Consider the following 24,993-nt stretch of genomic DNA (forward strand, 5'->3'; position numbering starts at 1 on the left):
GTTTCTTGCCGCCGCGGAGCAAGCCCCGCAGCCCCTTGCACCTCGCGATGTAAGAGAAAGCACCGTCCATATAGCGCCACCCCCGCCAACTCGCAAGCGCGTTGCCGGGCGGAGCGGAACAATGCGCGCGACTGCGGGATTTGAGTGGAAATCGCACGAAGCCAGGAGAGTCCGCGTGTTCCATCGTCTTGCCTTCGCGGCCATCGCCCTGACTGCCGCCGCTGCGTGCAACGGCGAGGACTCGGCGGCGACCCAGCCGGTGGCCGAAGCGCCCGTCGCCCCTGCGCCCGCCATCACCCCGACGCCGGCGCCTTCGCCGCTGCCGGCCGGTACGCCGGTCGCCGGCACGCCGTTCGCCAGCGCGGCGATCGCGGATTTCGACGCGCCGTGGGCGATGACGTTCCTGCCCGATCGGCGGATGCTGGTGACGGAGAAGGCCGGGCAGATGCTGCTGGTCGCCGCCGATGGCGCCGCACGGCGGACGATCGCGACCGTCGCGGTCGACTCGGCCGGACAGGGCGGGTTGATGGACGTGGTGCTCGCGCCGGATTTCGCGACCAGCAAGCGTGTCTACTTCAGCTATTCGGCGGCCGGGCAAGGCGGCAAGGGCGTCGTGCTCGCACGCGGCACATTGTCGGGCGTGACCGGTGACGAGCAACTGACCGGGATCGAGACGCTCTACCGTGCGACGCCGCTCGTGACCGGCGACGGCCATTATTCGGGGCGCATCGCCTTCTCGCCGGACGGTCAGTATCTGTTTTTCACCAATGGCGAGCGGCAGAAGTTCACGCCCGCACAGGATAAGTCCGGCTCGCTGGGCAAGGTGCTGCGCCTGACGCCGGACGGCAAGCCGGCGGCGAACAACCCGCTGGCGGCGCAGGGCTTCCTGCCGGAGGTGTGGAGTTACGGCCACCGCAACCTGCTAGGCATCGCGTTCGACCCGGCCGGCAACCTGTGGGAGCAGGAGATGGGGCCGAAGGGCGGGGACGAGGTCAACCTGATCCTCCCTAGCCGCAATTATGGTTGGCCGAACGTGTCGAACGGCTCCAACTACGACGGCACCGACATCCCCGATCATGCGCCGGGCGACGGCTATGAAGCGCCGAAGGTGTGGTGGAATCCTGTGATCTCGCCCGGCGGGCTTATGATCTATTCGGGTGACCTGTTCCCGCAGTTCAAGGGTGATGCGTTCATCGGCGGGCTGTCGTCGCAGTCGCTGGTGCGCGTCGACCTGAACGGCACGAACGCGAGCAAGGGCGATCAATGGCCACTCGACGCGCGCATCCGCGAGGTGGAGCAGGGACCGGACGGCGCGATCTATGTGCTGGAGGACGGCGGAAGCTCGCGAGGACGGTTGTTGCGCCTGACGCCGATGGCGTGACCGAACCAAGCGAAGTCCCGCATGTCGGGTTCTGACCTCCCCCGGATGAGGCGAAGCGGCGATCCAGCGAGGCTGTCGTGGAGTCAGGACCGGGAGGTCTGGACACCCGGTCTCCCTCCCGAACATGGTCCGCAGCCCGGCTGCCCGCAAGCGCTGAGACAGGCGCGATCGGCACTTCAGGAATGGGAACCCGTTCACGACGCCCGCGGATGCGGTTCGCGTCGCCGACGTCCTCAAGCCCCGATAAACCCTTGACGCTGCACCGCAGCATCGCCAGCTAGGCCGCTCGCACGAGCAAGCATAAAATCGGGGACAAGCGCATGGCCACCGCCACTGCCGACGTGCGGACCGCGCCCGTCGGCCTCATCCATTTGTCGCTCGCCGTCGGCGGGTTCGCGATCGGAACCACCGAATTCGCGACGATGAGCCTGCTCCCCGACATGGCGCGCGACCTCCACGTCGACGCGCCGACCGCCGGTCACGTCATCAGCGCCTATGCGCTGGGTGTGGTCGTTGGTGCGCCGACATTGGCGGTGCTCGGCGCGCGGATGGCGCGGCGGCATCTGTTGATCGCGCTGATGACGCTGTTCGCGCTCGGTAACGGGCTGTCGGCGCTGGCGCCCAGCTACGGCTGGATGATGCTCTTCCGCTTCGTCGCCGGTCTGCCGCATGGTGCATATTTCGGGATCGCGATGCTCGTCGCCGCCGCACTGGTGGATCAGGGCCGGCGCACGCAGGCGGTCGCGCGCGTGATGCTCGGTCTGACGGTGGCGACGATCGTCGGGGTGCCGCTCGCCAACTTCATGGGGCAGCTGCTCGGCTGGCGGTCGTGTTTCGTGGTCGTTGCCGGGCTCGCCGCGCTCACCGCCGCATTGGTCGCTTATTTCGTGCCGCGCGACCGCGGCGATCCACAGGCGAGCCCCTTGTCGGAATTGCGCGCGCTGCGCCGTCCGCAGGTGTGGCTGACGCTCGGCGTCGGCGCGATCGGGTTCGGTGGGCTGTTCGCGGTCTACACCTACCTCGCCGATACGATGGCGACGGTAACGCAGGTCGGCCCGCGGATGGTGCCGTTCGCACTCGCCGCGTTCGGTGTCGGGATGACGGCGGGCAATCTGATCGTCCCGCGCTTCGCCGATCGTGCGCTGATGGCGACTGCCGCAGCGGTGCTGGTCTGGAGCATCGTCGCGCTGCTGCTATGGCCGCTCGCCGCGCAGCATCTCGCGACGGTGATGGTGGCGATGGTCGCGATCGGCATCGGCGGATCGCTCGGTACTGTTCTCCAGACCCGCCTGATGGATGTGGCGGGGGATGCGCAGTCGCTGGCGGCGGCGCTGAACCATTCGGCCTTCAATACCGCCAACGCGCTTGGCCCATGGCTCGGCGGCATGGCGATCGCCGCCGGCTGGGGGTGGACCTCCACCGGCCCGGTCGGCGCCGTGCTCGGGGTCGGCGGGCTCGCCGTGCTGGCGGCATCGTGGCTGCTCCAGCGCCGCACCGACGCCCGTTAACGGTCGACATTCAGCGCCTTGAATGCCGGCAGATCCACGCGAATGAAGACTGCCGATCTGTTTCGGCGAACCGCGCTCCCACGATCCGGGAGCTTCACTCCCTCCACCAGTCATAGCGAAGCGATCCACGGCGTCGTGCGGAACGCTGGATCGCTTCGCTAGGTTCGCAATGGGCGCCGAGTCCGGCGAAACGCCGGTCGGCCCCAGGTCGCTACATCACGATTCCGGGTTTCGCTTCGGCGAGCGCCGCCAGCACCATGCGCTCCCAAACCGCGACGTCGCCCGCCGCGGCCATCGCCGGCGTGGGCGCGCGCATCGTATGCAGCACCGCGATCGCATCGTCGCGGTGATCCTTCCATTGCGCATCCACCTCGGCGCTTGCCGACTCGGTGCTGCCGTGCCCGTTGGCGCTCAGATGCTGTGCGGCGAGCACCCGCGCGATCCGTTCGACGAGCGGCGAGGTGGCGGTGTCCATGACGATCTCCTTTTCCTGTTCCGATCCAACGTGCGGCGCGTGCGGCGGCTCCGCCGGTCAGACCTTCCGGTCGAACCGGGTGAACAGCTCCTCGCTCGGGAACGCCAGCAGGCTTTCGTAGGTGCGCGGTTCGGGTTCGGTCACCCGTCGCAATTCCGGCCAGCCCCCACGGCGGATCGCCCACATCGCCTTCGCAACGTAGCCGGCCCGCGCCGGCGCGAAGGTCGGTTCGGTGATGATGTAACCCGGCAGCGCCGCGGAGATCGCCTGGAAGTCGCTCCGCGGTTGCTGATGCCCGTGATATTCGAAGGCGATGATCGGGCGATGGCGCGCGATCGTTTCGGTCAGACCACGAAAGACCGAGGCTTCCCAGCCTTCCACATCCACTTTGACGAAATCGACGCGCGGCAGATCGAGCGACGTCACATAATCGTCGGCTCTTCGAATCGGCAGCTCGATCACTTCGTTGCGGTCATCTCCGGTCCCTTCCGCGGTGTCGTCGCCGCGCAGGAACCCGCTGGCGCCCAGGTTGCCCGACACGTTCGATGCGAAGCGAAACATTCCCTCGGCGTCGCCCAATCCGACGTGGTGCAGCATCACGCGATCCTGCAACCGGTTGCGCTCCACGTTGTGCTTCAATCGCTGGAATGTGACCGGGTTTGGTTCGAAGGCATGGATCGCGGAAAGGTGCGACGCAAGATACAGCGCATGATTTCCGATGTTTGCGCCGATATCGAGTGCGATCCCTTGCGCCGGAAGAACCTTCAGGAGGAAGTCGAGATACTGTCGCTCGTAGATCCCGTGTTCGTAAATGAATGCATCGACATATTCGTGCGGATAAAGCCGGAATGTCAGCCCTTCCGGGCTGCGGTAATCGAACGGCTCGCGGGCTGCGGCCCAGCGTCGGCGCTGTCGCGGTGCTATCAGCAATCGGTGCATGGCCTTCTGCGAAGCGAGCGCCAGTCCGGTTAACGCGTTCGACATTTCCACTTTGATCCCCCCAAAGTTCGTTTAACCCAGGCTATAGTGTCCGATCTGGCCTTCGCGGGCCAGAGCAGCCGGCCACTTCGTGATTGACTCGCCTTCCGGCTGGCGTAGAGGTCGGGTGTCGATGCCGGGCAACGGGCATGGGCAGGCGCGGGAGAGCGCGGCCGGCCTTGCAGGCCATCAGCCGCCGCCGAAGGAGCAACCACCCCGGAATCTCTCAGGCAGCAGGGACCGCGCCGGCCGATCGACACTCTGGAAAGCGGCTCGCGGCCTCGGCTCGCGCGCCCACCGAAGGGGTAACTCGGGCATTCCGAGGAAAGCTCTCAGGTTCCGTGACAGAGGGGGACAGCGGATCGCGGCCGGGCATCTTGCCCGTGCGACCGGCCTCTTGCGACGGAAGACCTAGACGATGAGTGATGCCCCGGCCTCTCATGACCACGCCAGCCACGACGATGACGGTTTCGAGCCGCTCGAAATCCTGACGCTGCCGCTCGACGCGTGGCACCGCGCGAAGGGCGGCCGGATGGTCGAGTTCGCCGGCTATCACATGCCCGTCCAGTACGAAGGCATCATGGCCGAGCATCTGTGGACGCGCGAGCACGCCGGGCTGTTCGACGTCAGCCACATGGGTCAGCTGTCGATCACCGGCGAGAACGTCGCGACCGCGCTGGAGGCGCTGATGCCCGCCGCGATCCACGATGCGCCGCTGAACAAGGCGCGCTATTCGCTGCTCCTGAGCGACACCGGCGGTGTTCTGGACGACCTGATGCTGACACCACAGGCGCCCGATCGCGTCTATATGGTCGTCAACGGTGCCACCAAGTACGACGATGTGGCGCATATGGTCGAGCATCTGCCCGACGATGTGACGCTCAACTTGATGGAAGATCACGCATTGCTCGCGGTCCAGGGTCCCGAGGCGGTCGAGGCCGTCGAGCGGCTGGTGCCTGGGGTCAAGTCATTGACTTTCATGCAGGCCGGCGCCTTCGCGTGGAACGGTCATGCGCTGTGGATCAGCCGCTCCGGCTACACGGGCGAGGACGGCGTCGAGATATCCGTACCCGCCGAAGCCGCCGAGGCGTTCGCCGACGCGCTGGTCGCGCAGCCTGAAATCAAGCCCATCGGCCTCGGCGCCCGCGACTCGCTGCGCCTCGAGGCGGGCCTGCCGCTTTACGGTCACGATCTCGATCCCGACACCACTCCGGTCCAGGCCGACCTCGGCTTCGCGCTGTTCAAGCGCCGCCGCGAGGCCGCCGACTTCCCGGGCGCGGCACGCATCCTCGCCGAGCGCGAGCACGGCCCCGCCACCAAGCGCGTCGGGCTGCTGGTCGACGGACGCCAACCGGTTCGCGAGGGTGCCGATGTCGTTGACGCATCCGGTGCGGCGGTCGGGCGCGTCACAAGCGGCGGCTTCGCACCCACGGTCGGCGCGCCGATCGCGATGGCATACGTGCCGCTCGCCGCTTCAGTGCCCGGCACCGTCGTCACCCTTTCCCAGCGTGGCAAGGCGCATCGCGCCACCGTTACCGCCATGCCATTCGTTCCCCACCGGTACTTCCGAGGAGTGAAGTAAAGATGAGCCGTTATTTCACCGAGGATCATGAGTGGATCGACGTCGATGGCGACATCGGCACGGTCGGCATCAGCGAATATGCGCAGAGCCAGCTGGGCGATATCGTTTTCGTCGAAGTGCCTGATGCCGGGCGTGCACTCGGCAAGGGTGACGAGGCGGCCGTCGTAGAGAGCGTGAAGGCCGCGTCGGACGTCTATTCGCCCGCGTCGGGCAACGTGCTGGAAGGCAATCCGGCGCTGACCGACGAGCCGGCGCTGGTGAACAGCGATCCGGAAGGCGAGGGCTGGTTCTTCAAGATCACGCTGGCGGATACGTCCGAGCTCGACACGCTGATGGACGAAGCCGGCTACGCCGCCTTCGTCGCCAAGCTTTAACACCCTTTGCCGTCATGCCAGCAAATGCTGGCATCTCGTGCCGCAGGGGCGACCGCGCGATCGTCGCTCCGACGGCCTGAGGCTCCGGTTTCCGCCGGAGTGACGGTCTTTCGAAAGACCGGCATGCGTTACCTGCCCCTGACCCCCACCGACCGTCACGACATGCTGTCCGTGATCGGCGCTGCGTCCATCGACGATCTTTTCGCCGACGTTCCCGACGCCGCACGGCTCGATGGCCCGATCCACGACCTGCCGATGCACGCCAGCGAGCTGGCGGTCGAGCGCCACATGGCGGCACTCGCGCGCAAGAACACGGTGGCGGGCGAGGTGCCGTTCTTCCTCGGCGCCGGCGCATATCGGCACCACGTTCCGGCGAGCGTCGATCACCTGATCCAGCGTGGCGAGTTCCTGACCGCCTATACGCCGTACCAACCGGAGATCGCGCAGGGCACACTCCAGATGCTGTTCGAGTTCCAGACGCAAGTGGCTGCGCTGCTCGGCACAGATGTCGCGAACGCCAGCATGTACGATGGGTCGACCGCCTGCTGGGAAGCCATCGGCATGGCACGGCGGATCACGCGCCGTGGCAAGGCGATCCTGTCCGGCGGGCTGCACCCGCATTACGTTTCGGTCGCCAAGACGATGGCGAAATATACCGGCGACGCACTCGATGTCGCGGTGCCGACGCTGTCCGCCGAGACCGACCTCGGCGCGCTGATCGCGAAGATCGATGACGAAACGTCGTGCGTCGTCGTCCAGTATCCCGACATTCTCGGCCGCATCGCCGACCTCACTCCGTTGGCGGATGCCTGCCACGCGAAGAAGGTGCTGCTGATCGCGGTGGTGACCGAGCCGGTCGCGATGGGTGCGCTTCGTTCGCCGGGCGAGATGAACGCGGACATCGTCGTAGGCGAGGGGCAGTCGCTCGGCGTCGGGCTGCAATTCGGCGGCCCGTACGTCGGATTGTTCGGTTGCAAGGAGAAGTACGTCCGCCAGATGCCGGGCCGCCTATGCGGGCAGACCGTCGACGCTGACGGACGGCGCGGTTTCGTGCTGACGCTGTCCACGCGTGAGCAGCATATCCGGCGCGAGAAGGCGACCAGCAACATCTGCACGAATTCAGGGCTTTGCGCGCTGGCCTTCTCGATCCACATGACGTTGCTGGGCGAGGCCGGACTGCGACGGCTGGCGGCGCTCAACCACGCCGGTGCGTGTCGCGCGGCCGACCGGCTGGGCAAGCTGCCGGGGGTCCGGGTCGTCAACGACACGTTCTTCAACGAATTTACGCTCGATATCGGGCAGGAGGCACGTCCGATCGTTCGCGCGCTGGCAGACCACGGTGTGCTGGCGGGCGTATCGCTCGGGCGACTGTATCCGGGCGAGGACGCGCTCGCCAACGGACTGATCGTCGCAGTCACTGAAACCACCACCGACGCGGATATCGAGGCGCTCGCCACGGCGCTTCAGGAGGCACTGGCATGAGCAGCATCAACGCAAGCGGTTGGAAGCCCACGTCGCCGGCCGGCGGCGGCAACGCCGCGCCGACCTTCACCGGCAACAAGGCGTTGATGCTGGAAGAGGCGCTGATCTTCGAGATAGGCTCAACCGAGACGACCGGCGTCGATTTTGCCGACGGCGACGTCGCGGGTTCGCGGCTCGGCGATCTGACCCGCACGGCGCCGATCGGGCTGCCCGGGCTGTCGGAGCAGGAGACGGTGCGCCATTACACGCGGTTAAGCCGCCAGAATTACGCGATCGATCTCGGGCTCTTCCCGCTCGGCTCGTGCACAATGAAGCACAACCCGCGCCTGAACGAGAAGGTCGCGCGGATGCCCGGGTTCGCCGACGTCCACCCGCTCCAGCCGGTCGATACCGTGCAGGGCGCCTTGGCGGTGATCAACGAACTGGCGACGTGGCTTATCAAGCTGACCGGCATGTACGGCGTCGCGATGTCGCCGAAGGCCGGCGCACACGGCGAATTATGTGGCATGCTCGCCATCAAGGCGGCGCTGGAGAAGCGTGGAGAGGGCCATCGCAAGGTCGTGCTGGTGCCGGAGAGCGCGCACGGCACCAACCCGGCGACCGCGGCCTTCGCAGGCTTTACAGTCGAGGACATCCCCGCCGCGGCCGACGGCCGCATCGATACGGCGGCGCTGGAAGCGCGGCTGGGACCCGACGTCGCGGCGGTGATGATCACCAATCCGAACACGTGCGGGCTTTTCGAGCGCGACCTGAAGCGCATTTCCGACGCGGTCCACGCGGTTGGCGGTTACGTTTATTGCGACGGCGCGAACTTCAATGCGATCGTCGGACGCGTTCGGCCGGGCGATCTCGGCGTCGATGCGATGCACATCAACCTGCACAAGACCTTCTCGACCCCGCACGGCGGCGGCGGGCCGGGCTCGGGACCGGTGGTGCTGTCGGAGGCGCTTGCGCCGTTCGGCCCGCTGCCGTTCACTGCTCGGATGGCGGACGGCCACATCCAGCTGATCGAGGAAGAAACCGCAGGCGACGACCACCCCGACACCTTCGGTCGCATGACCGCGTTCCACGGGCAGATGGGCATGTTCACCCGCGCCTTGACCTATATCCTCAGCCACGGGGCCGACGGGCTGCGCCAAGTCGCCGAGGATGCGGTGCTCAACGCCAATTACGTGCTGCGCTCGCTCGAAGACGTGCTCGACGCGCCGTTCGCGGGCGCGGGGCCGTGCATGCACGAGGCGATCTTCTCGGATAAGGGCTTCGCGGCGGGATTCTCGACGATCGATGCGGCCAAGGCGCTGATCGACGAGGGCTTCCACCCGATGACCATGTACTTTCCGCTGGTGGTGCACGGCGCGATGCTGGTCGAACCGACCGAGACCGAAAGCCGCGCCGCGCTCGACCAGTTCATCGGTGCGCTGCGGTCGGTGGCGGAGCGTGCGAAGGCCGGTGACCCGTCGCTCAAGACGGCCCCGCACTTTGCGCCGCGTGCGCGCCTTGACGAGACGCTGGCAGCGCGCAAACCGGTGCTGACCTGGAAGCCGCCGGTGCCGCACGCCGAGGCGGCAGAGTAACCCAAGAAACTGTCAGGGCGGGCGCAGGTTTTCCTGCGCTCGCCGCGACTGGCCTCAATCCTCCGGGGCAGCCGTGACGGTCTGCTGCTTGCCCAGCCGCTGCTCGCGCCATACGATGAACAGGCCGCTTGCGATGATGACCGGCGCGCCCACCCAGGTCATCGTGCTTGGCAGCACGCCGAACAGCAGCCAGCCGTACACGGTCGCCCATAGCAGGCCGGAATAATCCATCGGCACCACGCTCGATACCGGCGCCAGCTTCGCCGCGCCGGTCAGCGCGAGTTGTCCGCACCCGCCGACGACGCCGATCGCCGCCAGATTCACCCATGTCGTCCAGTCGTGCGACTTGAGGTGAAACGCATAGGGCACCGCGATCAGCGGCAGCGTCAGTACCGAGAACCAGAACACCGTCGTTCCCGATGGTTCGTCGCGCAACTGCCGCAGCAGGATCGCCACCAGCGCAACGAACAGCGCCGCCAGCAACCCGACGATCGCGCCGAGCAGCGGCACATGCTCGCCGTCACCCGGCCGGGCGACGATCAGCACCCCAACGAACCCGACCAGCACCGCGCCCCAGCGTTGCAGCCCGGTACGCTCTCCCAGCACCAGCGCACCCAGAACCGTGGCGAAGATCGGCACCGTGAACTGGAACGTCGTCGCCTCGGCGAGCGGCAGCAGCAGTACCGCGCCGAACGTGAATACCATGCCGACCACACCGACCAGCGAGCGCGCCAGATGCCCCTTGATCCGCGTCGTCCGCAGCGATCCCAGCCCGCGCGTTCCGGCCACGAATGCCAGGACCACCGGCAGCGCGCACGCCTGTCGCCAGAACATCGTCTCCGGCAGCGATGCACCGCGCGACTCCGCCAGCTTTACCAATGCCGACATCGTCGACAGGAAGAAAATCGCCACCAGACGCAGGGCGATACCCTTGAGAACGCGATCACCCGACATGCCGTCGTCCCTAACCGCCGCACCCGGACGTGGGAACCCCGCGTGTTGCGGCTTGGCGAGCGGCCCTTTTTGCCGCTATCGCCGCGGCCATGAAGCATGCTCTCCCCGTCACCCGCGAGGCCGATTTCGCCGCCTGGTATCAATCCGTCATCGCCGAGGCCGACATGGCCGAGGAATCCGGCGTACGCGGCTGCATGGTCATCCGTCCGTGGGGCTATGGCATCTGGGAACGTTTCCAGCGACTTCTCGATGACCGTATCAAGGCGACCGGGCACGAGAATTGCTATTTCCCGGTCTTCATTCCGCTCTCCTATTTCGAGCAGGAAGCGAGCCATGTGGAGGGCTTCGCCAAAGAGATGGCGGTCGTCACGCACCACCGGCTGATCTCGGACGGGAAGGGCGGGCTGGTACCCGATCCCGCCGCAAAGCTGGAAGAGCCGTTGGTGGTGCGACCGACCAGTGAAACCGTGATCGGTCATGCATTTGCGCGTTGGGTGCAATCGTGGCGCGATCTGCCGGTGCTGATCAACCAATGGGCGAACGTCGTGCGGTGGGAGATGCGGACGCGGATGTTCCTGCGTACCGCCGAATTCCTTTGGCAGGAGGGCCACACCGCGCACGCCACGGCGCAGGAAGCACGCGAAGAAACGCTGAAAATGCTCGACGTGTACCGCGACTTCGCGGAAAATTGCGTGGCGGTGCCGGTTATCGCCGGCGAAAAACCCGAAAACGAACGCTTCCCCGGCGCGGTCGGCACCTGGTCGATCGAAGCGATGATGCAGGACGGAAAGGCGCTGCAGGCGGGCACGTCGCACTTCCTCGGCACCAATTTCGCGCAGGCGCAGAACATCCGCTTCCAGAATGCCGAGGGGCAGCTGGAACATGCGAACACGACCAGCTGGGGCGTGTCGACGCGGATGATCGGCGCGCTCATCATGGTGCACGGCGACGACGACGGGCTGCGCGTGCCGCCGCGGGTCGCGCCGTGGCAGGTGGTGATCGTGCCGATGCTCCGCGACGCGCCGGAGGACGAAGCGCTGGTCGCTTATTGCCGCGAGTTGCAGGCGGCGCTGGCGGCACAGAGCGCGTTCGGCGAGCCGGTGCGCGCGCTCCTCGACCTGAAGCCGGTCAAGTCGACCACCAAGCGCTGGGGCTGGGTGAAGAAGGGCGCGCCGCTCGTGATCGAGGTCGGCGGGCGCGACATGGCGGCCGGCAACGTCTCGGTAATCCGCCGCGACCGCCTCTATCGCGAAGATGGCAAGCTCGACAGCGCGAGTGCGGCGCGCGACGGGTTCGCCGCGGGCGCTCCGGCGTTGCTGGCAGAGATCCAGCAGGCGCTGTTCGATCAGGCGAAGGCCCGGCTCGATGCGAACATCACGCCTGTCGGTGACTGGGCGGCAGTCGAGATGCATTTCGCCGACGGCGCCAAGAATCCCGGCTGGCTGGAAGTGCAATGGTCGCGCCCGACCGGCGCGCGGCTGGACGCAGTGGTGGAGCGGCTGAAGGCGCTGAAGCTGACGCTGCGCAACGCACCGATGGGGCAGGCGGCCGCGCACGGCACGTGCGTCTTTACCGGCGATGCAGCGGTGGAGCGCGTGCTGGTCGGGCGCGCCTACTAAGGGCTTCGTCACCTCGCAGCGACACAGGGCAGGGTAGCGGGCGGAGCCCTGGATTGCTTCGCTGCGCCCGCAACGACGATCCGGGAGCGGGGTGCCCAGCCGGGCATTCGTTGTGGCCTGGACTCCGGGGTCGCTGCAGGAAGGTCGCGCTGGGAGCGCGGAGCTCAGGACCGGGCACGGCGACACGAACTTCAATCGGCAGCGGCACGACGTGGTCGGACTTTGAGCCAGCCAGACTCCCGGGATCGCTCGCCGGCCCCGGCACCATGGCCGGGGCGGCGGGCATCGATCAGAAGCGCGTCCGCAAGGTCAGGCCATAGGTCCGCGGCTCGGCGAGAAACGCCGCGAACAGCTGGTTGCCGACGCCGCCGAACGCCTGCACCTGCTGCTGGCTGCCTGCGCCCTGGAACGGCGCATTGAAGGCGACCTGCTCGTAGTCGGTGTTGAGCAGGTTCTGCGCCCACACCTCCACCGCCCAGCGATCCTGGTTGCCACGCAGGCCGATACGCGCGTTGATCAGCGTGAAGCCGTCCTGCTCCTTCTCGATGAACAGGTCCGAGCCGGTGTTGTAGTCCGAGGTGGTGCGCTGATCGATGTAGAACAGCGCCGACATCCCCGAACTGCCGATCGGCGGCGACCAGCTGACCGAGGTTGTGATGACGTTGCGCGGGGCGTTCGACATCTGCGATCCCGACAGCAGGAACAGTGCCGGATCGAGCGCCGCGCCCGCGTCCGATCCGACGAGGTTGCGGCGGTACTTCGTATCGGCGAACGTGTAGCCGAGATTGAAGGCGAGGTGCTCGACCGGGTAGATGCCCGCTTCCGCCTCGACGCCCTGGCTGACCACGCCGTATTTCACGTCGCCGCTGCAGGCGCCGGTCGCCAGCGAATTGTCGCGGTCGCCGCCGTTCAGCCCGGACGAGCACGAGCCGATATTCTCGACGACGTAGTTGGTGCCGTTGAAGGTGTTGAGCTGGAAATTCTTGAACTCCGAACGGAAGCCGGCGAGGTTGAAGGTGAACTTGCGGCCGGAATATTTGACGCCGACCTCGTAGGCGTTGACGGTCTCCGGATCGAAACGCAGCCGCCCGGCATCGATGTTCGCGATCGTGGCGGACGTGTACGCGTCGCCGAGGTCGGAACGGTCGAGATTATACCCGCCCGCCTTGTAGCCGCGCGAGTAGCTGGCGTAGGTCATGATGCGGTCGCTGGGTTTCCAGCTCAGCACGGCAGTGCCGGTCAGCTGGTTCTCACGCAGCTTGTCGCTGATCGTCCGGCCGTTGAGCGCAGCCGACGAGTTGCCGGTGCAGGCCAGCGTCGCGATCCCGCGCGTCAGCGCGGCAAGTTGCGCATTGTTGAACAGGTTGCCGCCCGGCCCGGCACCCAGCAACGCCTGCACCTGCGGACAGACGGTGTTGTTGTTGCCGAACGTCGCGTCGAAATCCTTTTGCTCGCGCGTCCAGCGCAGACCGGCGGTCAACGACAGCGTGTCGGTGAGCCGCAGGATGTTGTGCGTGAAGACCGCGAAGCTCTTGCTGTGCTGGTTGTAGACGTCGCGGGTGGTGCCGAGGTCGTTGAGCGTCGACAGCAGCCGGATGCTGCCGAGCACGATCGGAGTCGCGGCCCCGAACGCCGCTGTCGTTCCCGGCACCTGACCTTGCAGGATCGCGGACCCGGCCGCACTCAGGCAGCCGGGGTTGGCGGGATTGCGCAAGGCGGCATTGGGGTTGATCGTGGCGACGATCCGACATGCCGCGAACGCCCCGTAATCACGACCGAACTTGAGATTATCGACGACCTGCAGATTCTCGTTGCTGAAGAATCCGCCCACCAGCCAGTTCAGCCGATCCCCGAACGCCTCGCCGTTCAGACGCAGTTCCTGCGTGAAGGTGTGGAACTGCCGATAGTTGTTGCCGTCGTTCGGACGGTAGCCGATGTCGAGCACGTTGGCGTCGATATCGTTGGCGCCGTCCGACTTGTACTCGCGATAGGCGGTGATCGAGGTGAGCGCCGCACTGCCGAAGTTCCAGTCGATTTGCCCGGAGCCGCCGTAGTCCTTCGTCACGTTGGAATAGGCGCGGCCGGGCGTGAAGGCGATGCGGCGGCTGAACGGATCGCCGCCCGAGGGAAAGACGCTGCCAGCCGGATAGCCGCGTAGCGCGCCGATCTGGTTCATGACGCTGACGATGCGATTGCCGGCCGGGTTGATCGCGTAATCGCCCGGGGCCCCCGGTGTCGGATCGGTCTTCTCGCGCGTGTCGACATAAACCGCGCCGCAGCATTTCTCGTTGCGCCAGGTGTAATCGCCGATCAGCCGCAGCGAGAAGTCGGGCGATGGCTCCAGCAGCAACTGCCCGCGCACGAACCAGCGGTTGCGGTCGTTATAGTCGGTGTCGTTGACGACGTCCTGGTAGAAGCCGTCGCGCTTCGACGCGACGCCGTCGATGCGGAACGCCAGCAGATCCTTTACCAGCGGGCCGGTCACCGCGCCCGCGACGCGGTAGAAATCGTAATTGCCGTACGATCCTTCCGCATAGCCGCCGAAATCGAACGACGGCGCCTTTGTGTAGATGTTGAGCGCACCTGCCGAGGAATTGCGCCCCGACAGCGTGCCCTGCGGGCCACGCAGCACCTCGACCCGGTCGATTTCGCCGAGGTCGTTCAGCCCGGAGCCGGTGCGGCTGCGGTAGACGCCGTCGATGAACACCGTCACCGAGCTTTCGAGGCCGGGATTGTCGCCGACCGTGCCGATGCCGCGGACGCGCGCCGAGGCGTTCGCCTCCGAGCCCGTCGACGACACGTTGAGGGAGGGTGCAAGCTGGGTCAGCTGGCGGATGTCGGTGGCGCCGGAATTCTGAAGCGACGCCTGACTGACGGCGGTGATCGAGATCGGCACGTCGGCGAGGCGTTCCGCACGGCGGGTGGCGGTGACGACGATGTCGCCGGCGTTCATCATCCCGGTATCGCCGGACTGTGCGTTGGCGGTGTCACCTTGCCCGGCGACCGCGGCGTTGGTGGTGACGGGACTGGTCTGGTCCTGCGCCAGCGCAGGCATAGCGAGCACCGCAGCGACGGTGGACAGAAGGGTGGCGGTCAGACGCATGGCGCTATCTCTCTCCCAATGTATCCGAACTCTTTGAAGGTTCGGTATTGGGAGAGGGTAACGCGAATAGCCTTGCCGTCCATAGGCTTTCGCAAGGCGTGCCGCATTTTTCGAAGATTGTGTTGGCCGAATACAACGCCGCCGCGCGGGTGAGGCGCGGCGGACGTTACGGCATGGGGCCGTTTGCGGGACGGGTCGGCGCTTACTTGGGCGCGAGCACCATCAACATCTGGCGGCCTTCCATGCGCGGATAGGCCTCCACCTTGGCGATGTCCTGCACCTGCTCCGCGACTCGCTGGAGCACCGCCATGCCAAGCTGGCCGTGGCTGAGCTCGCGTCCGCGGAAGCGCATCGTGACCTTCACCTTGTCGCCCTCCTCGATGAACTCGGCGACCTTCTTCATCTTGGTGTCGTAATCGTGGTCGTCGATGTTCGGACGCATCTTGATCTCCTTGATCTCCTGCGTCTTCTGCGACTTCCGGGCGAGGTTCGCCTTCTTTTGCGCCTCGTACTTGAATTTGCCGACGTCGAGGAACTTGGCGACGGGCGGATCGGCGTTGGGGGACACTTCGACGAGGTCCAGCCCGAGTTCGCGCGCCTGCTCCATCGCCTCACGCGTGTACATCACGCCAAGGTTCTCGCCCTCGTGATCGATCACGCGGACCTTCTGGCTCTGGATCCACTCGTTGAAGCGGGGGCCGTTCATCGGCGGCGCCTGATTGGGTCGGCGCATCATGGGAGGACGTATGGGTAAGGCTCCTTTATCGGTCGTCTTTCACATAGGGCATCGGGGGACGTTTTGGAAGATGCCGCGCTAGCGCTTCGGTCCCGATCGTGCCGGTGCGTCGAGGATGCTGCGCTGCGCGGCAGTGCGGTTGTCGATCTCGGCACGCTCGTCTTCGCTCAGCCGGCCATCGCCGGCGTAGCGTTCGGCGAGTTCGCCGGTCTTCGCATCCTCCGCCTGCGCCCGCCGTGCATCGCGACGCGAAAGCCGGTCGGCGGCGCGCTCGCGGTCGATGCGCGTGCGATTGTCGCGCAGATCGGTGCCGATGCCGCCGTTGATCCCGGTCTGCGCGGCGGCGGGAAGGGCCGTCAGCAGCGCCGTCGCCGCGAGGAAGTGTCGCATCGTTCCGCTCCCATGATCTGCCGTGCTTCTACGATCGCGGGTCGGCGACGTCGAGCCGCCATCCCTCTCCCCGCCGGGGAGAGGGCGGCACGTCGCGATCAGCGCAGGTCCGGCGCACGCGCCTCGTCGCGCAGCATCGCCACTACCTCGTCCAGCGTCAGGAACGTCTGCGCCTGGCTCCCGAGCCGGCGAAGGGCGACCTTGCCCTCCTCGGCCTCACGCTTGCCGACCACCAGCAGGTTCGGGACCTTCGCCACCGAATGTTCGCGCACCTTGTAGTTGATCTTCTCGTTGCGCAGGTCGGTCTCGACGCGGATGCCGGCCTTGCGCAGCGTGTCGGCGACGTGGTGCGCGTAATCGTCGGCGTCCGACACGATCGTCGCCACCACCGCCTGCACCGGGCTAAGCCACAGCGGGAAACGCCCGGCGTGATGCTCGATCAGGATGCCGATAAAGCGTTCGAACGTCCCGAGGATCGCGCGGTGCAGCATCACCGGGCGGTGGCGGTTGCCGTCCTCGCCGACATAGCTCGCATCGAGCCGGTCGGGCAGCACGCGGTCGGACTGGATCGTCCCGACCTGCCACGTCCGCCCGATCGCGTCGGTCAGGTGGAATTCCAGCTTCGGCGCGTAGAAGGCCCCTTCGCCGGGCAATTCTTCGAACTTGGCCTTGATCTCCTCCGGCAGGTTGGACGCCTGCACCGCGTCACGCAATTCCTGCTCGGACTTGTCCCACATCTCGTCCGATCCGAAGCGCGCGTCGGGGCGCAGCGCCAGCTTCACCGCGTAATCGGTAAAGCCGAGATCCTCGTAGACGGAATGCAACAGCTCGCAGAACTTGCGGACCTCCTCGACCAGCTGGTCCTCGCGCACGAAGATATGGGCGTCGTCCTGCGTGAACTGCCGCACACGCATGATGCCATGCAGCGCGCCGTGCGGCTCGTTGCGGTGGCAGCAGCCGAACTCGGCCATGCGGATCGGCAGGTCGCGGTAGCTCTTGATCCCCTGTTTGAAGATCAGGACGTGCGCCGGGCAGTTCATCGGCTTCAACGCCATCATGTCGGCATCGGCGGAGATGACCGCGCCCTCGTCCTCGGTATTCGGGATCTCGTCGGGCACCACGAACATGTTCTCGCGATACTTGCCCCAATGGCCGGACTGTTCCCATTGCCGCGCGTCCATCAGCTGCGGGGTCTTCACCTCGGCATAATCGGCGGCGTCGAGGCGGCGACGCATGTACGCTTCCATCTGCCGCCAGAGGATATAGCCCTTGGGGTGCCAGAACACGGAGCCCTGCGCCTCCGACTGGAGGTGGAACAGGTCCATCTCCGCGCCGATCTTGCGGTGATCGCGCTTGGCGGCTTCCTCCAGCATCGTGAGGTGCGCGTCGAGTTGCTTCTTGCTGAGCCAGCCGGTGCCGTAGACGCGGCTGAGCATCGCGTTCTTCTGGTCGCCGCGCCAATAGGCACCCGACACGCGCGTCAGCTTGAACGCCTGAGGATCCAGGCGTCCGGTCGAGGGCATATGCGGGCCGCGGCACATGTCGAGCCATTGGCCCTGACGATAGATGGTCAGCTCCTCGCCGCCGGGCAGCTCGGCAGCCCATTCGGCCTTGAACGTCTCGCCCTGCTTCTGCCACGTCGCGATCAGTTGATCGCGCGACCAGACCTCGCGCGTGAACGGCTCGTTCCGTGCGATGATGCGCCGCATCTCGGCCTCGATCGCGGGCAGGTCCTCATCCGTGAACGGCCGGTCCTTCGGCGCGAAGTCGTAGTAGAAGCCATCGTCGGTGGCCGGGCCGAACGTGATCTGCGTGCCGGGGAACAGATGCTGCACCGCCTCCGCCATGACGTGCGCGAAGTCGTGCCGCGCCAGTTCCAGCGCGTCCGCCTCGTCCTTCTGCGTCACCAGCGCCAGCCGCGCGTCGTTCGTCAGCGGCCGCGACAGGTCGCGCAGCTCGCCATCGACGCGCGCCGCGATCGCCGCCTTGGCCAGCCCCGGGCCGATCGCCGCGGCGATGTCGGCGGGGGTGGTGCCGGACGCGACCTCGCGGACCGAACCGTCGGGCAGCGTGATCGAGAGCATTTCCATCGAAGGGTCTTCCTGCGCAAAGTCGATCCCGCGGCCTAGCGGCGACGGCGTCGGACGAAAAGAGTGGCGTGGGGCATATCGGGTCGAAAGTCGCCGCTGGCCTTCCCACCCGCTCCGGGCGGGCGGCGGCGCGCGTCAGACGACGGCGCTGACGACGGCCCCCGGACGCAGCCGGCTGGTGGTGGTAATGAGCGTCGCCATGGTGCCAGCGATATAACGTGCGCCGCGCCGCGGCGCCAGCCATTCTCCCCCAGGCCTGCGCTTCCTATATCGACTTCATGCCCGCCGACGTCGTGTCCAACCCGCAATTCTACATCCTGCTCGGGGCGCTGTTCCTGGCGGCGATGGCAGCGCGGCGGATCCCGGTGTTGCGGACGGTCGTCAGCATCGCCTTGTGGGTTGGCGCCGGGCTGCTGCTGTATACCGCAATCGCCGAGCGTGGCCGTTTCGACCCATGGCTGGGCCGTGCCGCTACCGCGCTGGATATGGACGACCAGAAGGTCGCGGGGGAGGAAACGCGCGTCCGCATGAGCCGTGACGGCCATTTCTATGTCCGCGCAATGATCGGCGGGGTAGAGCGCCGACTGCTGGTCGACAGCGGGGCGACGATTACCGCGCTGTCCCCGACGACCGCGTCGGCGGCCGGAGTGGAGATGAAGCCTGCGGTGTTCCCGGTCCTGCTCAAGACCGCGAACGGCACGATCCGCGCCGACACCGGCGAAGTCGCGGAACTCCGCTTCGGCAACGTGGTCGCACGCGACCTTGCCGTCGTGGTCTCACCCGCGTTCGGCGACGTCGACGTGCTGGGCATGAACTTTCTCTCGCGCCTGAAGAGCTGGCGCGTCGAAGGCCGTACGCTCATCCTGACGCCGCATCATCCGCAGGACGCCAAGGCCTAGCCTAGTCTCCGGCGCTATCGTGCCGCGGCGGACGCAAGCGAGGCAGCCGGCAACGTTACTGCCCGCCGGCGTACAGTCCGATCGAGCCGAACAGCGTCACCAGCCCCGCGCGCTCGGCGGCCGTGAGTTCCGGGCGCCAAACTTCGAACAACAACACCACGCGCGGTTCGTCGCTGTCGTTCCATGCTTCGTGTTCGATCGAATCATCGAAGATCATCAATTCGCCGGCACGAACCGAGCGCACCTCGTTGCCGACGCGCAACCGGCAACCGTCGGGTACGATCAGCGGCAGATGGACGATCAGCCGGGTGTTCAGCATGCCGTTATGCGCAGGGATGTGCGTATGCGGTCGCAGGACCGAGAACAGCGCCATCGGCGATCGGCCGGGAATGTGCGGCAACGGAGCCGCGGATAGCGCTGCCAGCGTTTCCGGGCAGCGCGGCGCGTTCAGCGCGTGCGGCGTGCCATTCTCGATCAGGTGAAAGGCGCTCCACCGCGCGTCGTTCAACAGCGCATGGCCGCGATTGGCACGGTCGGCGGCTGCTTGCACGTACGGCGCCGATCCTGTGCCTCCGGCGATGAGCGCGTCCAGCTCGGCACGGATCGCCGGTGCAGCGGCCGCTAGCGCTGGTGCCCACTCGAATTCCACCGGATCGAAAAATTGCCGATGCGGAAGGCCGGGGAAGAAGAAGCTGGTCGGTTGTTGCAGGAACAATTGCTTCTCGCCGGTGACCAGTGCGACCGCTTCATCGAAACGCTCCCCGGCAGCGGCATCGGCGACGCATGCGCGCAGGTGCGAGGTGAAGCGACCGGCCGCCGCCTGCAGTTTCGCCTGCGCTGCGGCAAGCGGCGGCTGGCCTCGCGCCGCCTCGGACGCGCCGGACAGCGCCAGCGCGTAGAACGAGCAGGCGGCGCGATCATCCTCGGCATGGTCGCCGCGCAACACCAGCGCCGCGACGTTGCGCGGATCGGCAGCCAGCACCTGGTCCAGCGCCGCACGTACGCTGCCCTCGTCCGCGCCTGTCGCGATGCGCGCATGTGCCAGCAACAGCCATAGCGACGGTGCGGCGGCGCCAGCCTGTGCCACTTCCTCGAACGCCGCGCGGGCCGCGACCGCGTCGCCGCGCTGCCACGCCGCCCAGCCCGCTTGCGCGCGTGCTTCCTGTTCCTGCCTGTCCGCCATGCGCGCATAGTAGGTGTTGGCGATGCAACTGCAACCGCCCGTCGTCTTGCGCGGCCAGCCCTGGCCGCGTCGGCATGCAACGACCGTAGGCGCCGGCTGCTGCCGCGAAATTTACCTCTTGGCCGACTATTTTACCGCAGGTGGAAGGAACGGGCCTCCGGTTCGAGGAGAGGTGATGGGGTTGGGAGGGCCGGGTTACCGAATGAGGCGTGTCGCTGTACCGATCTACGGCCGTTCGGAATTTAGCCGCCGTGCCTTTAAGCGCCCTCGTTGGGGGCGTGGGGAGGCAATCCGTAATGTTCCGCAGACGGCCGGATTGCTCCGCCATGCTCGCGATGGCGGGTAGAAGGAGCGAAGCTGATCGATTGTGGGAGTGGGTTTCGCCCGAACAGCTGAATAATCTTCACTCGCGATTAGTCCGGCACCCGCGAAGCGATGGATGTCGATCCCGCCCACGTGTCGGCCTGTTCCCGAAGATCACGCCACCCCGAACGGCACCACGCGATTCGCCTGCGTATGTCCGATCTCGGCGCGCCCGAGGTAGGGTACGCCCAGATCGCCGCACCAGCGGGTCATCATCGCGTCCAGCGGCTCGCCCCAGTCGGGCTCGTTGTCCTTCACCGCCGTCACTGCACCCAGCCGCACGCCGGCGATGCTGCGTAGCTGCGTCGCGTTGCCTAGCGTGAACAGCATCCGGTCGATCGCGTACATCGCCTCCGACACTTCCTCGACGATCAGGACATGGTCGGCGAGGTCGGGGAGGTACGGGGTCCCGACCAGCGCGGCGAGGATCGACAGGTTGAACGCCGCCGCCGGTCGCCCGTCGAGCCCCGGCTCCAGCGCGCCACGATCGCCGCGCGCCAGCCATCCCAGCGCGCGCGCCACCGTCGCGTCGCCACGCTGGCGGCGGATGTCGCTCGCCATCGGGCCGTGCACCGGCCGTCCGATCCGCCGTGCGTACAGCGCGCCCAGCAGGAACCCGACGTCCGAATAGCCCAGATAGGTTTTCGTCCGCGCCGCTGCGCCCAGTTGCGGCATGATCGTCGCCAGCAGCCGGTTCGATCCATATCCGCCGCGCAGGAACCAGATCGCGTCGAACGCCGGATCGTTGGCATATTCGAGGAACGCCGCCGCGCGTACCGCATCCGACCCGGCGAAATGCCCGTCCTGGGCATAGCATTGCGGGTGGAAGACCAGATCGATCTCGGGATAGGCGACTGCTGCGAAGGCGGACACCGGCGCGATCACGTCCGGGTTGGCGACGCTGCTCGCCGCCAGCACGCCGATCCGCATCACACCGCTTCCCACTGCAACGCCTCCCGCTTGCCACTGCCCGGCAAAGCGCCGATAGCGCGTCGCCATGCATGACGGCAACGTGTCGGGCCAGCGCTTCTTTCTGGTCGGTATCGGCGGATCGGGAATGATGCCGCTGGCGATGATCCTCCGTGGACGCGGCGCGTCCGTGTCCGGCAGCGACCGCGGGCTCGACCAGGGCCGCGTCCCTGCGAAGTTCGACGGCCTGCGCGCGCTCGGCGTCGAGCTGTTCGCACAGGACGGCAGCGGGGTGACCTCGCCCGACCAGATCGTCGTCGCTTCCGCCGCGGTCGAGGAGCAGGTCGCCGACATGGTCGCGGCGACGGCGCTGGGTTGCCGAAGGATGTCGCGCGCCGAGCTCAACGCGACGCTGTTCAACGCCGCCGTGCAGCCGATCGGCATCGCGGGCACCAGCGGCAAGTCGACCGTCACCGGCATGATCGCGACGATCCTGCATGCCGCCGGGCGCGACCCGACGGTGATGAACGGTGCGGTGATGAAGGATTTCGCCAGCGTCGACCGCCCGTTCGCCAGCGCATTGGTCGGGCAGGGTGCGCCGTACGTCAGCGAGGTGGACGAGAGCGACGGCTCGATCGCGCTGTACCGCCCGCAAATCGCGGTGCTCAACAACGTCAGCCTCGACCACAAATCGCTCGACGAACTCAACCGGCTGTTCGGCGACTTCATCGGCCATGCGCGGCGCGCAGTCGTCAACGCCGATAATATGGACGCCGCGCGGCTCGCGATGGCGCTGCCGCCCGGCCGCGTGACGCGCTTCTCGATGCGCGACGACAGCGCGGAGCTGTTCGCGACCGACCTGACGCCCGCGCCGTTCGCGATCCGCTTTACGCTGGTTCATGACGGTGGGCGCAGCGCGGTCGCGCTCCAGGTGCCGGGGCGCCACAACGTCGCCAACGCGCTCGCCGCGATCGGCGCTACGCTCGCCGCCGGTCTCCCGCTTGCGCAGGCGATCAGCGGAGTCGAGCGCTTTACCGGGCTGCGTCGCCGCTTCGACCTGGTCGGCGCGGCGAACGACGTGGCGGTGATCGACGACTTCGGGCACAACCCCGACAAGATCGCCGCGACGCTCGACACGCTCCACGCCTTTCCCGGCCGCGTGATCGCGCTGTTCCAGCCGCATGGCTATGGTCCGCTCAAGGTGATGCGCGCCGAACTGGCGGCGATGTTCGCCAGCCACCTCGGCGCGGACGACCTGCTGGTCCTGCCCGATCCCGTCTATCAGGGCGGCACCGTCACCCGCGAGGTGACCAGCGCCGACATCGTCCGCGACGTGCAGCTCGCCGGACGTGACGCGACCCACATCCCGGACCGCACCGCCGCCGCTGCGCATTGCGTGGCACAAGCGGCGCCGGGCGATCGCATCGTGGTGATGGGCGCGCGCGACGACACGCTCTCGCTGCTCGCGGCGGAGATGGTGCGCATGCTCGATGTAAAGCTCGCTTGACGTAAAGCTTGCTTGACCCGTAAAGCTCCCTTTACGTTCTTGAGGGAGAGTCGTGGTGCATATCCAGCCTGAGATCAGACGCTACAGCTATCGACTGGCGGCAACGATGGCGCTCTACGTCGTGATCCTCATCGCGGTGAACCTCTGGTTTCGCCGGGCGCCGCCGCATGGACTGCTCGCCTATGTCGCGGCGGTTCTGCCGGCGTTCCCGATCGCCGGCATATTCGTCGTCATCGGTCGGCTGATCGTCGAACTGCGCGACGAATACATCCGGATGCAGTTCGTCCGCCACTTGCTGGTCGCGACCGCGATCACGCTGTCGCTCACCACGGCGTGGGGATTTCTGGAAGGCTTCGGTCTGGCGCCGCATGTCGCCGGTTATTACGCGGCGACGATCTGGTTCTCGACTTTCGGCATCATCGCTTGGGTCGCTGCCATCGCGGCGTGGCGTTCCTGCCGCGCGGCACGATGACCAATCACCTGCGCGCGTTGCGTGCCGAGCGCGGATGGAGCCAGCAGGAACTCGCAACGCGCCTGGATGTCAGCCGCCAAAGCGTGATCGCGATCGAGACCGGCCGCTACGATCCCTCGCTCCCGCTCGCCTTCCGTATCGCCGAGACCTTCGAGCTACGCATCGAGGAAGTGTTCGTCAGCCCGTCCGCGGCCTGACGCGCTTTCCTGTCTGGCTGCGGCCCCCTATGTTCGCGGCATGAGCATCGTCACATCGCAGCCGCCGCGTCCACGCCTCGCCTATCACGACACGCCCGGGCGCGGGCCGACGATTATCTTCCTGCCCGGCTATGCCTCCGACATGACCGGCAGCAAGGTCGTCGCGCTGGAGGCCTGGGCAAAGGCGCAGGGCCGCGCCTTCCTGCGCTTCGACTATGCCGGCTGCGGCGCGTCGGAGGGCAAATTCGAGGAGCAGGCGCTGGCCGACTGGCGCGACGATGCGCTGGCGATGATCGACCATGTCGAGGGGCCGGTCGTGCTGGTCGGCTCCTCGATGGGGGGCTGGATCGCGCTGCTTGCGGCGCTTGCCCGGCCGGAGCGGGTTGCGGCGCTGGTCGGCGTGGCGCCGGCGCCGGATTTCACCGACTGGGGCTTCTCGCAGGACGAGAAGATGTATCTGCTCCAGCACGGTCGCCTCGAGCGCCCCAATCCTTATGGCCCGGAGCCGACCGTCTATACCCGTCGCTTCTGGCAATCGGGCGAGGCGAACCGGCTGATGGGCGGGACGATCGCCTTCGACGGGCCGGTGCGGCTGCTGCAGGGACAGCTCGATCCGGACGTGCCGTGGCATCGGACGTGCCGGCTGGCCGAACTGATCCGCTCCCCGCACGTTCAGACGTGGTTGGTCAAGGACGGCGACCACCGGCTCTCCCGCGAGGACGATATCGCGCTGCTGATCCGTGCCGTCGAAGACGTGGTGCCCTGATACGGGAGTGAGATGTTGAAGTACCTGCATACGATGATCCGGGTAAGCGACCCCGAGAAGACGATCGCCTTCTTCGAGGTGCTGGGCCTGAAGGAAGTGCGACGGATGGAGAACGAGAAGGGGCGCTTCACGCTGATCTTCCTCGCAACCCCCGACGACATGAACGCCCCCGGCGAGCGCGCCGAGGCGGAAGTCGAGCTGACCTACAATTGGGACGCGGAGGAATATGCGGGTGGCCGCAACTTCGGCCATCTCGCCTACCGCGTCGAGAATATCTACGAGACGTGCCAGCGGATGCTCGACCACGGCTATGTCGTCCATCGCCCGCCGCGTGACGGCCATATGGCGTTCGTGAAGACGCCCGACGGCATCTCGATCGAGTTGTTGCAGGATGGCACGCTCGCGCCGGCCGAGCCATGGGCGTCGATGCCGAATACCGGGAGCTGGTAGG

22 protein-coding genes and 1 riboswitch are annotated in these 24,993 nt (G+C 66.9%); of the genes, 13 read left to right on the top strand and 9 right to left on the bottom strand.

Annotation, left to right across the window (positions count from 1 at the left end; all coding sequences use genetic code 11):
• Window positions 1-175: 175 nt before the first annotated feature.
• Window positions 176-1,381 (top strand): PQQ-dependent sugar dehydrogenase, encoded by a 1,206-nt coding sequence (locus SPHPHY_RS0108415; protein WP_022686242.1) that lies wholly within the window; start codon window positions 176-178, stop codon window positions 1,379-1,381.
• Window positions 1,382-1,701: 320 nt separating this feature from the next.
• On the top strand, window positions 1,702-2,889 hold the full coding sequence (locus SPHPHY_RS0108420) for an MFS transporter (RefSeq protein ID WP_022686243.1): 1,188 nt from the start codon (window positions 1,702-1,704) through the stop codon (window positions 2,887-2,889).
• Between the two features lie 211 nt (window positions 2,890-3,100).
• Here the strand turns inward: SPHPHY_RS0108420 and SPHPHY_RS0108425 are convergent, their stop codons facing one another.
• Window positions 3,101-3,364 carry a hypothetical protein gene (locus SPHPHY_RS0108425; protein WP_022686244.1) on the bottom strand — a complete coding sequence of 88 codons (264 nt, stop codon included), beginning with the start codon at window positions 3,362-3,364 and terminating at the stop codon, window positions 3,101-3,103.
• 57 nt (window positions 3,365-3,421) lie between these two features.
• A complete protein-coding gene (locus SPHPHY_RS0108430) occupies window positions 3,422-4,348 on the bottom strand; it encodes an FkbM family methyltransferase (RefSeq protein WP_022686245.1) in 927 nt (308 codons plus the stop codon).
• A gap of 144 nt (window positions 4,349-4,492) precedes the next feature.
• Window positions 4,493-4,595: riboswitch (glycine riboswitch) on the top strand.
• Window positions 4,596-4,760: 165 nt separating this feature from the next.
• On the opposite strand from SPHPHY_RS0108430, the gene gcvT reads away from it, so the two are divergent.
• The 4 genes from gcvT to gcvPB all read left to right on the top strand — a co-directional run bounded on the left by gcvT (window position 4,761) and on the right by gcvPB (window position 9,354).
• A complete protein-coding gene (gene gcvT, locus SPHPHY_RS0108435) occupies window positions 4,761-5,924 on the top strand; it encodes a glycine cleavage system aminomethyltransferase GcvT (RefSeq protein ID WP_022686246.1) in 1,164 nt (387 codons plus the stop codon).
• 2 nt (window positions 5,925-5,926) lie between these two features.
• Window positions 5,927-6,298: a glycine cleavage system protein GcvH gene (gene gcvH, locus SPHPHY_RS0108440; RefSeq protein WP_022686247.1), complete on the top strand. Its 372-nt coding sequence runs from the start codon at window positions 5,927-5,929 to the stop codon at window positions 6,296-6,298.
• 123 nt (window positions 6,299-6,421) lie between these two features.
• Window positions 6,422-7,780, top strand: a complete 1,359-nt coding sequence (gcvPA, locus tag SPHPHY_RS0108445; RefSeq protein WP_022686248.1) for an aminomethyl-transferring glycine dehydrogenase subunit GcvPA — start codon at window positions 6,422-6,424, stop codon at window positions 7,778-7,780.
• On the top strand, window positions 7,777-9,354 hold the full coding sequence (gcvPB, locus tag SPHPHY_RS0108450; RefSeq protein WP_022686249.1) for an aminomethyl-transferring glycine dehydrogenase subunit GcvPB: 1,578 nt from the start codon (window positions 7,777-7,779) through the stop codon (window positions 9,352-9,354). The genes gcvPA and gcvPB overlap by 4 nt, the downstream gene beginning before the upstream one ends.
• Before the next feature lie 54 nt (window positions 9,355-9,408).
• Here the strand turns inward: gcvPB and SPHPHY_RS0108455 are convergent, their stop codons facing one another.
• Complete coding sequence (locus SPHPHY_RS0108455; RefSeq protein WP_022686250.1) at window positions 9,409-10,308, bottom strand: DMT family transporter; 900 nt, start codon at window positions 10,306-10,308, stop codon at window positions 9,409-9,411.
• An 89-nt stretch (window positions 10,309-10,397) separates the two neighbouring features.
• Between SPHPHY_RS0108455 and proS the strand changes: the two genes are divergently transcribed.
• Complete coding sequence (proS, locus tag SPHPHY_RS0108460; RefSeq protein WP_022686251.1) at window positions 10,398-11,927, top strand: proline--tRNA ligase; 1,530 nt, start codon at window positions 10,398-10,400, stop codon at window positions 11,925-11,927.
• 289 nt (window positions 11,928-12,216) lie between these two features.
• Here proS and SPHPHY_RS0108465 read toward each other — a convergent pair whose 3' ends face one another.
• The 4 genes from SPHPHY_RS0108465 to thrS form a co-directional block, all read right to left on the bottom strand.
• Entirely contained in the window at window positions 12,217-15,030 is a 2,814-nt protein-coding gene (locus SPHPHY_RS0108465; protein ID WP_022686252.1) for a TonB-dependent receptor, read from the bottom strand.
• A gap of 202 nt (window positions 15,031-15,232) precedes the next feature.
• Window positions 15,233-15,766, bottom strand: coding sequence for a translation initiation factor IF-3 (infC, locus tag SPHPHY_RS0108470; protein ID WP_022686253.1), 534 nt, complete (start codon window positions 15,764-15,766; stop codon window positions 15,233-15,235).
• 78 nt (window positions 15,767-15,844) lie between these two features.
• Window positions 15,845-16,156, bottom strand: coding sequence for a hypothetical protein (locus tag SPHPHY_RS0108475; RefSeq protein WP_022686254.1), 312 nt, complete (start codon window positions 16,154-16,156; stop codon window positions 15,845-15,847).
• A 98-nt stretch (window positions 16,157-16,254) separates the two neighbouring features.
• Window positions 16,255-18,240, bottom strand: coding sequence for a threonine--tRNA ligase (gene thrS, locus SPHPHY_RS0108480; RefSeq protein WP_028056657.1), 1,986 nt, complete (start codon window positions 18,238-18,240; stop codon window positions 16,255-16,257).
• Window positions 18,241-18,524: 284 nt separating this feature from the next.
• Here thrS and SPHPHY_RS0108485 point away from each other — a divergent pair, with 284 nt between their 5' ends.
• Window positions 18,525-19,145 (top strand): retropepsin-like aspartic protease family protein, encoded by a 621-nt coding sequence (locus SPHPHY_RS0108485; RefSeq protein WP_028056658.1) that lies wholly within the window; start codon window positions 18,525-18,527, stop codon window positions 19,143-19,145.
• A 55-nt stretch (window positions 19,146-19,200) separates the two neighbouring features.
• Here SPHPHY_RS0108485 and SPHPHY_RS0108490 read toward each other — a convergent pair whose 3' ends face one another.
• Entirely contained in the window at window positions 19,201-20,328 is a 1,128-nt protein-coding gene (locus tag SPHPHY_RS0108490; RefSeq protein ID WP_022686256.1) for an aspartyl/asparaginyl beta-hydroxylase domain-containing protein, read from the bottom strand.
• Window positions 20,329-20,805: 477 nt separating this feature from the next.
• Window positions 20,806-21,621 carry an LD-carboxypeptidase gene (locus SPHPHY_RS0108495; RefSeq protein ID WP_028056659.1) on the bottom strand — a complete coding sequence of 272 codons (816 nt, stop codon included), beginning with the start codon at window positions 21,619-21,621 and terminating at the stop codon, window positions 20,806-20,808.
• Window positions 21,622-21,688: 67 nt separating this feature from the next.
• On the opposite strand from SPHPHY_RS0108495, the gene SPHPHY_RS0108500 reads away from it, so the two are divergent.
• From SPHPHY_RS0108500 to SPHPHY_RS0108520, 5 genes are read left to right on the top strand one after another with little or no spacing between them, the layout of a single operon-like run.
• Complete coding sequence (locus SPHPHY_RS0108500; protein ID WP_022686258.1) at window positions 21,689-23,107, top strand: UDP-N-acetylmuramate--L-alanine ligase; 1,419 nt, start codon at window positions 21,689-21,691, stop codon at window positions 23,105-23,107.
• A 55-nt stretch (window positions 23,108-23,162) separates the two neighbouring features.
• The gene (locus tag SPHPHY_RS19750; RefSeq protein ID WP_043130844.1) at window positions 23,163-23,579 is read left to right on the top strand and encodes a hypothetical protein; all 417 of its coding nucleotides are present in this window, start codon (window positions 23,163-23,165) and stop codon (window positions 23,577-23,579) included.
• Window positions 23,576-23,776, top strand: coding sequence for a helix-turn-helix transcriptional regulator (locus tag SPHPHY_RS0108510; RefSeq protein WP_028056660.1), 201 nt, complete (start codon window positions 23,576-23,578; stop codon window positions 23,774-23,776). Before SPHPHY_RS19750 ends, SPHPHY_RS0108510 begins: the two co-directional genes overlap by 4 nt.
• Window positions 23,777-23,816: 40 nt before the next feature.
• Window positions 23,817-24,542, top strand: coding sequence for an alpha/beta hydrolase (locus SPHPHY_RS0108515; protein ID WP_022686260.1), 726 nt, complete (start codon window positions 23,817-23,819; stop codon window positions 24,540-24,542).
• A 15-nt stretch (window positions 24,543-24,557) separates the two neighbouring features.
• Complete coding sequence (locus SPHPHY_RS0108520; protein ID WP_028056661.1) at window positions 24,558-24,992, top strand: VOC family protein; 435 nt, start codon at window positions 24,558-24,560, stop codon at window positions 24,990-24,992.
• Window position 24,993 lies beyond the last annotated feature (1 nt).

It is taken from the genome of Sphingomonas phyllosphaerae 5.2 (assembly GCF_000419605.1).
Taxonomy (GTDB): Bacteria; Pseudomonadota; Alphaproteobacteria; order Sphingomonadales; family Sphingomonadaceae; genus Sphingomonas; species Sphingomonas phyllosphaerae_B.

What these genes read in the sequence shown, in the direction of transcription:
- gcvPB (WP_022686249.1), top strand. Translation starts at nt 7,777, where the DNA reads ATGAGCAGCATCAACGCAAGCGGTTGGAAGCCCACGTCGCCGGCCGGC.
- SPHPHY_RS0108425 (WP_022686244.1), bottom strand. Translation starts at nt 3,364, where the DNA reads ATGGACACCGCCACCTCGCCGCTCGTCGAACGGATCGCGCGGGTGCTC.
- SPHPHY_RS0108495 (WP_028056659.1), bottom strand. Translation starts at nt 21,621, where the DNA reads ATGCGGATCGGCGTGCTGGCGGCGAGCAGCGTCGCCAACCCGGACGTG.
- SPHPHY_RS0108455 (WP_022686250.1), bottom strand. Translation starts at nt 10,308, where the DNA reads ATGTCGGGTGATCGCGTTCTCAAGGGTATCGCCCTGCGTCTGGTGGCG.
- gcvPA (WP_022686248.1), top strand. Translation starts at nt 6,422, where the DNA reads ATGCGTTACCTGCCCCTGACCCCCACCGACCGTCACGACATGCTGTCC.
- SPHPHY_RS0108430 (WP_022686245.1), bottom strand. Translation starts at nt 4,348, where the DNA reads ATGTCGAACGCGTTAACCGGACTGGCGCTCGCTTCGCAGAAGGCCATG.
- SPHPHY_RS0108515 (WP_022686260.1), top strand. Translation starts at nt 23,817, where the DNA reads ATGAGCATCGTCACATCGCAGCCGCCGCGTCCACGCCTCGCCTATCAC.
- SPHPHY_RS0108465 (WP_022686252.1), bottom strand. Translation starts at nt 15,030, where the DNA reads ATGCGTCTGACCGCCACCCTTCTGTCCACCGTCGCTGCGGTGCTCGCT.
- SPHPHY_RS0108420 (WP_022686243.1), top strand. Translation starts at nt 1,702, where the DNA reads ATGGCCACCGCCACTGCCGACGTGCGGACCGCGCCCGTCGGCCTCATC.
- infC (WP_022686253.1), bottom strand. Translation starts at nt 15,766, where the DNA reads ATGATGCGCCGACCCAATCAGGCGCCGCCGATGAACGGCCCCCGCTTC.
- SPHPHY_RS0108485 (WP_028056658.1), top strand. Translation starts at nt 18,525, where the DNA reads ATGCCCGCCGACGTCGTGTCCAACCCGCAATTCTACATCCTGCTCGGG.
- gcvT (WP_022686246.1), top strand. Translation starts at nt 4,761, where the DNA reads ATGAGTGATGCCCCGGCCTCTCATGACCACGCCAGCCACGACGATGAC.
- gcvH (WP_022686247.1), top strand. Translation starts at nt 5,927, where the DNA reads ATGAGCCGTTATTTCACCGAGGATCATGAGTGGATCGACGTCGATGGC.
- SPHPHY_RS0108510 (WP_028056660.1), top strand. Translation starts at nt 23,576, where the DNA reads ATGACCAATCACCTGCGCGCGTTGCGTGCCGAGCGCGGATGGAGCCAG.
- thrS (WP_028056657.1), bottom strand. Translation starts at nt 18,240, where the DNA reads ATGCTCTCGATCACGCTGCCCGACGGTTCGGTCCGCGAGGTCGCGTCC.
- proS (WP_022686251.1), top strand. Translation starts at nt 10,398, where the DNA reads ATGAAGCATGCTCTCCCCGTCACCCGCGAGGCCGATTTCGCCGCCTGG.
- SPHPHY_RS0108500 (WP_022686258.1), top strand. Translation starts at nt 21,689, where the DNA reads ATGCATGACGGCAACGTGTCGGGCCAGCGCTTCTTTCTGGTCGGTATC.
- SPHPHY_RS0108475 (WP_022686254.1), bottom strand. Translation starts at nt 16,156, where the DNA reads ATGCGACACTTCCTCGCGGCGACGGCGCTGCTGACGGCCCTTCCCGCC.
- SPHPHY_RS0108490 (WP_022686256.1), bottom strand. Translation starts at nt 20,328, where the DNA reads ATGGCGGACAGGCAGGAACAGGAAGCACGCGCGCAAGCGGGCTGGGCG.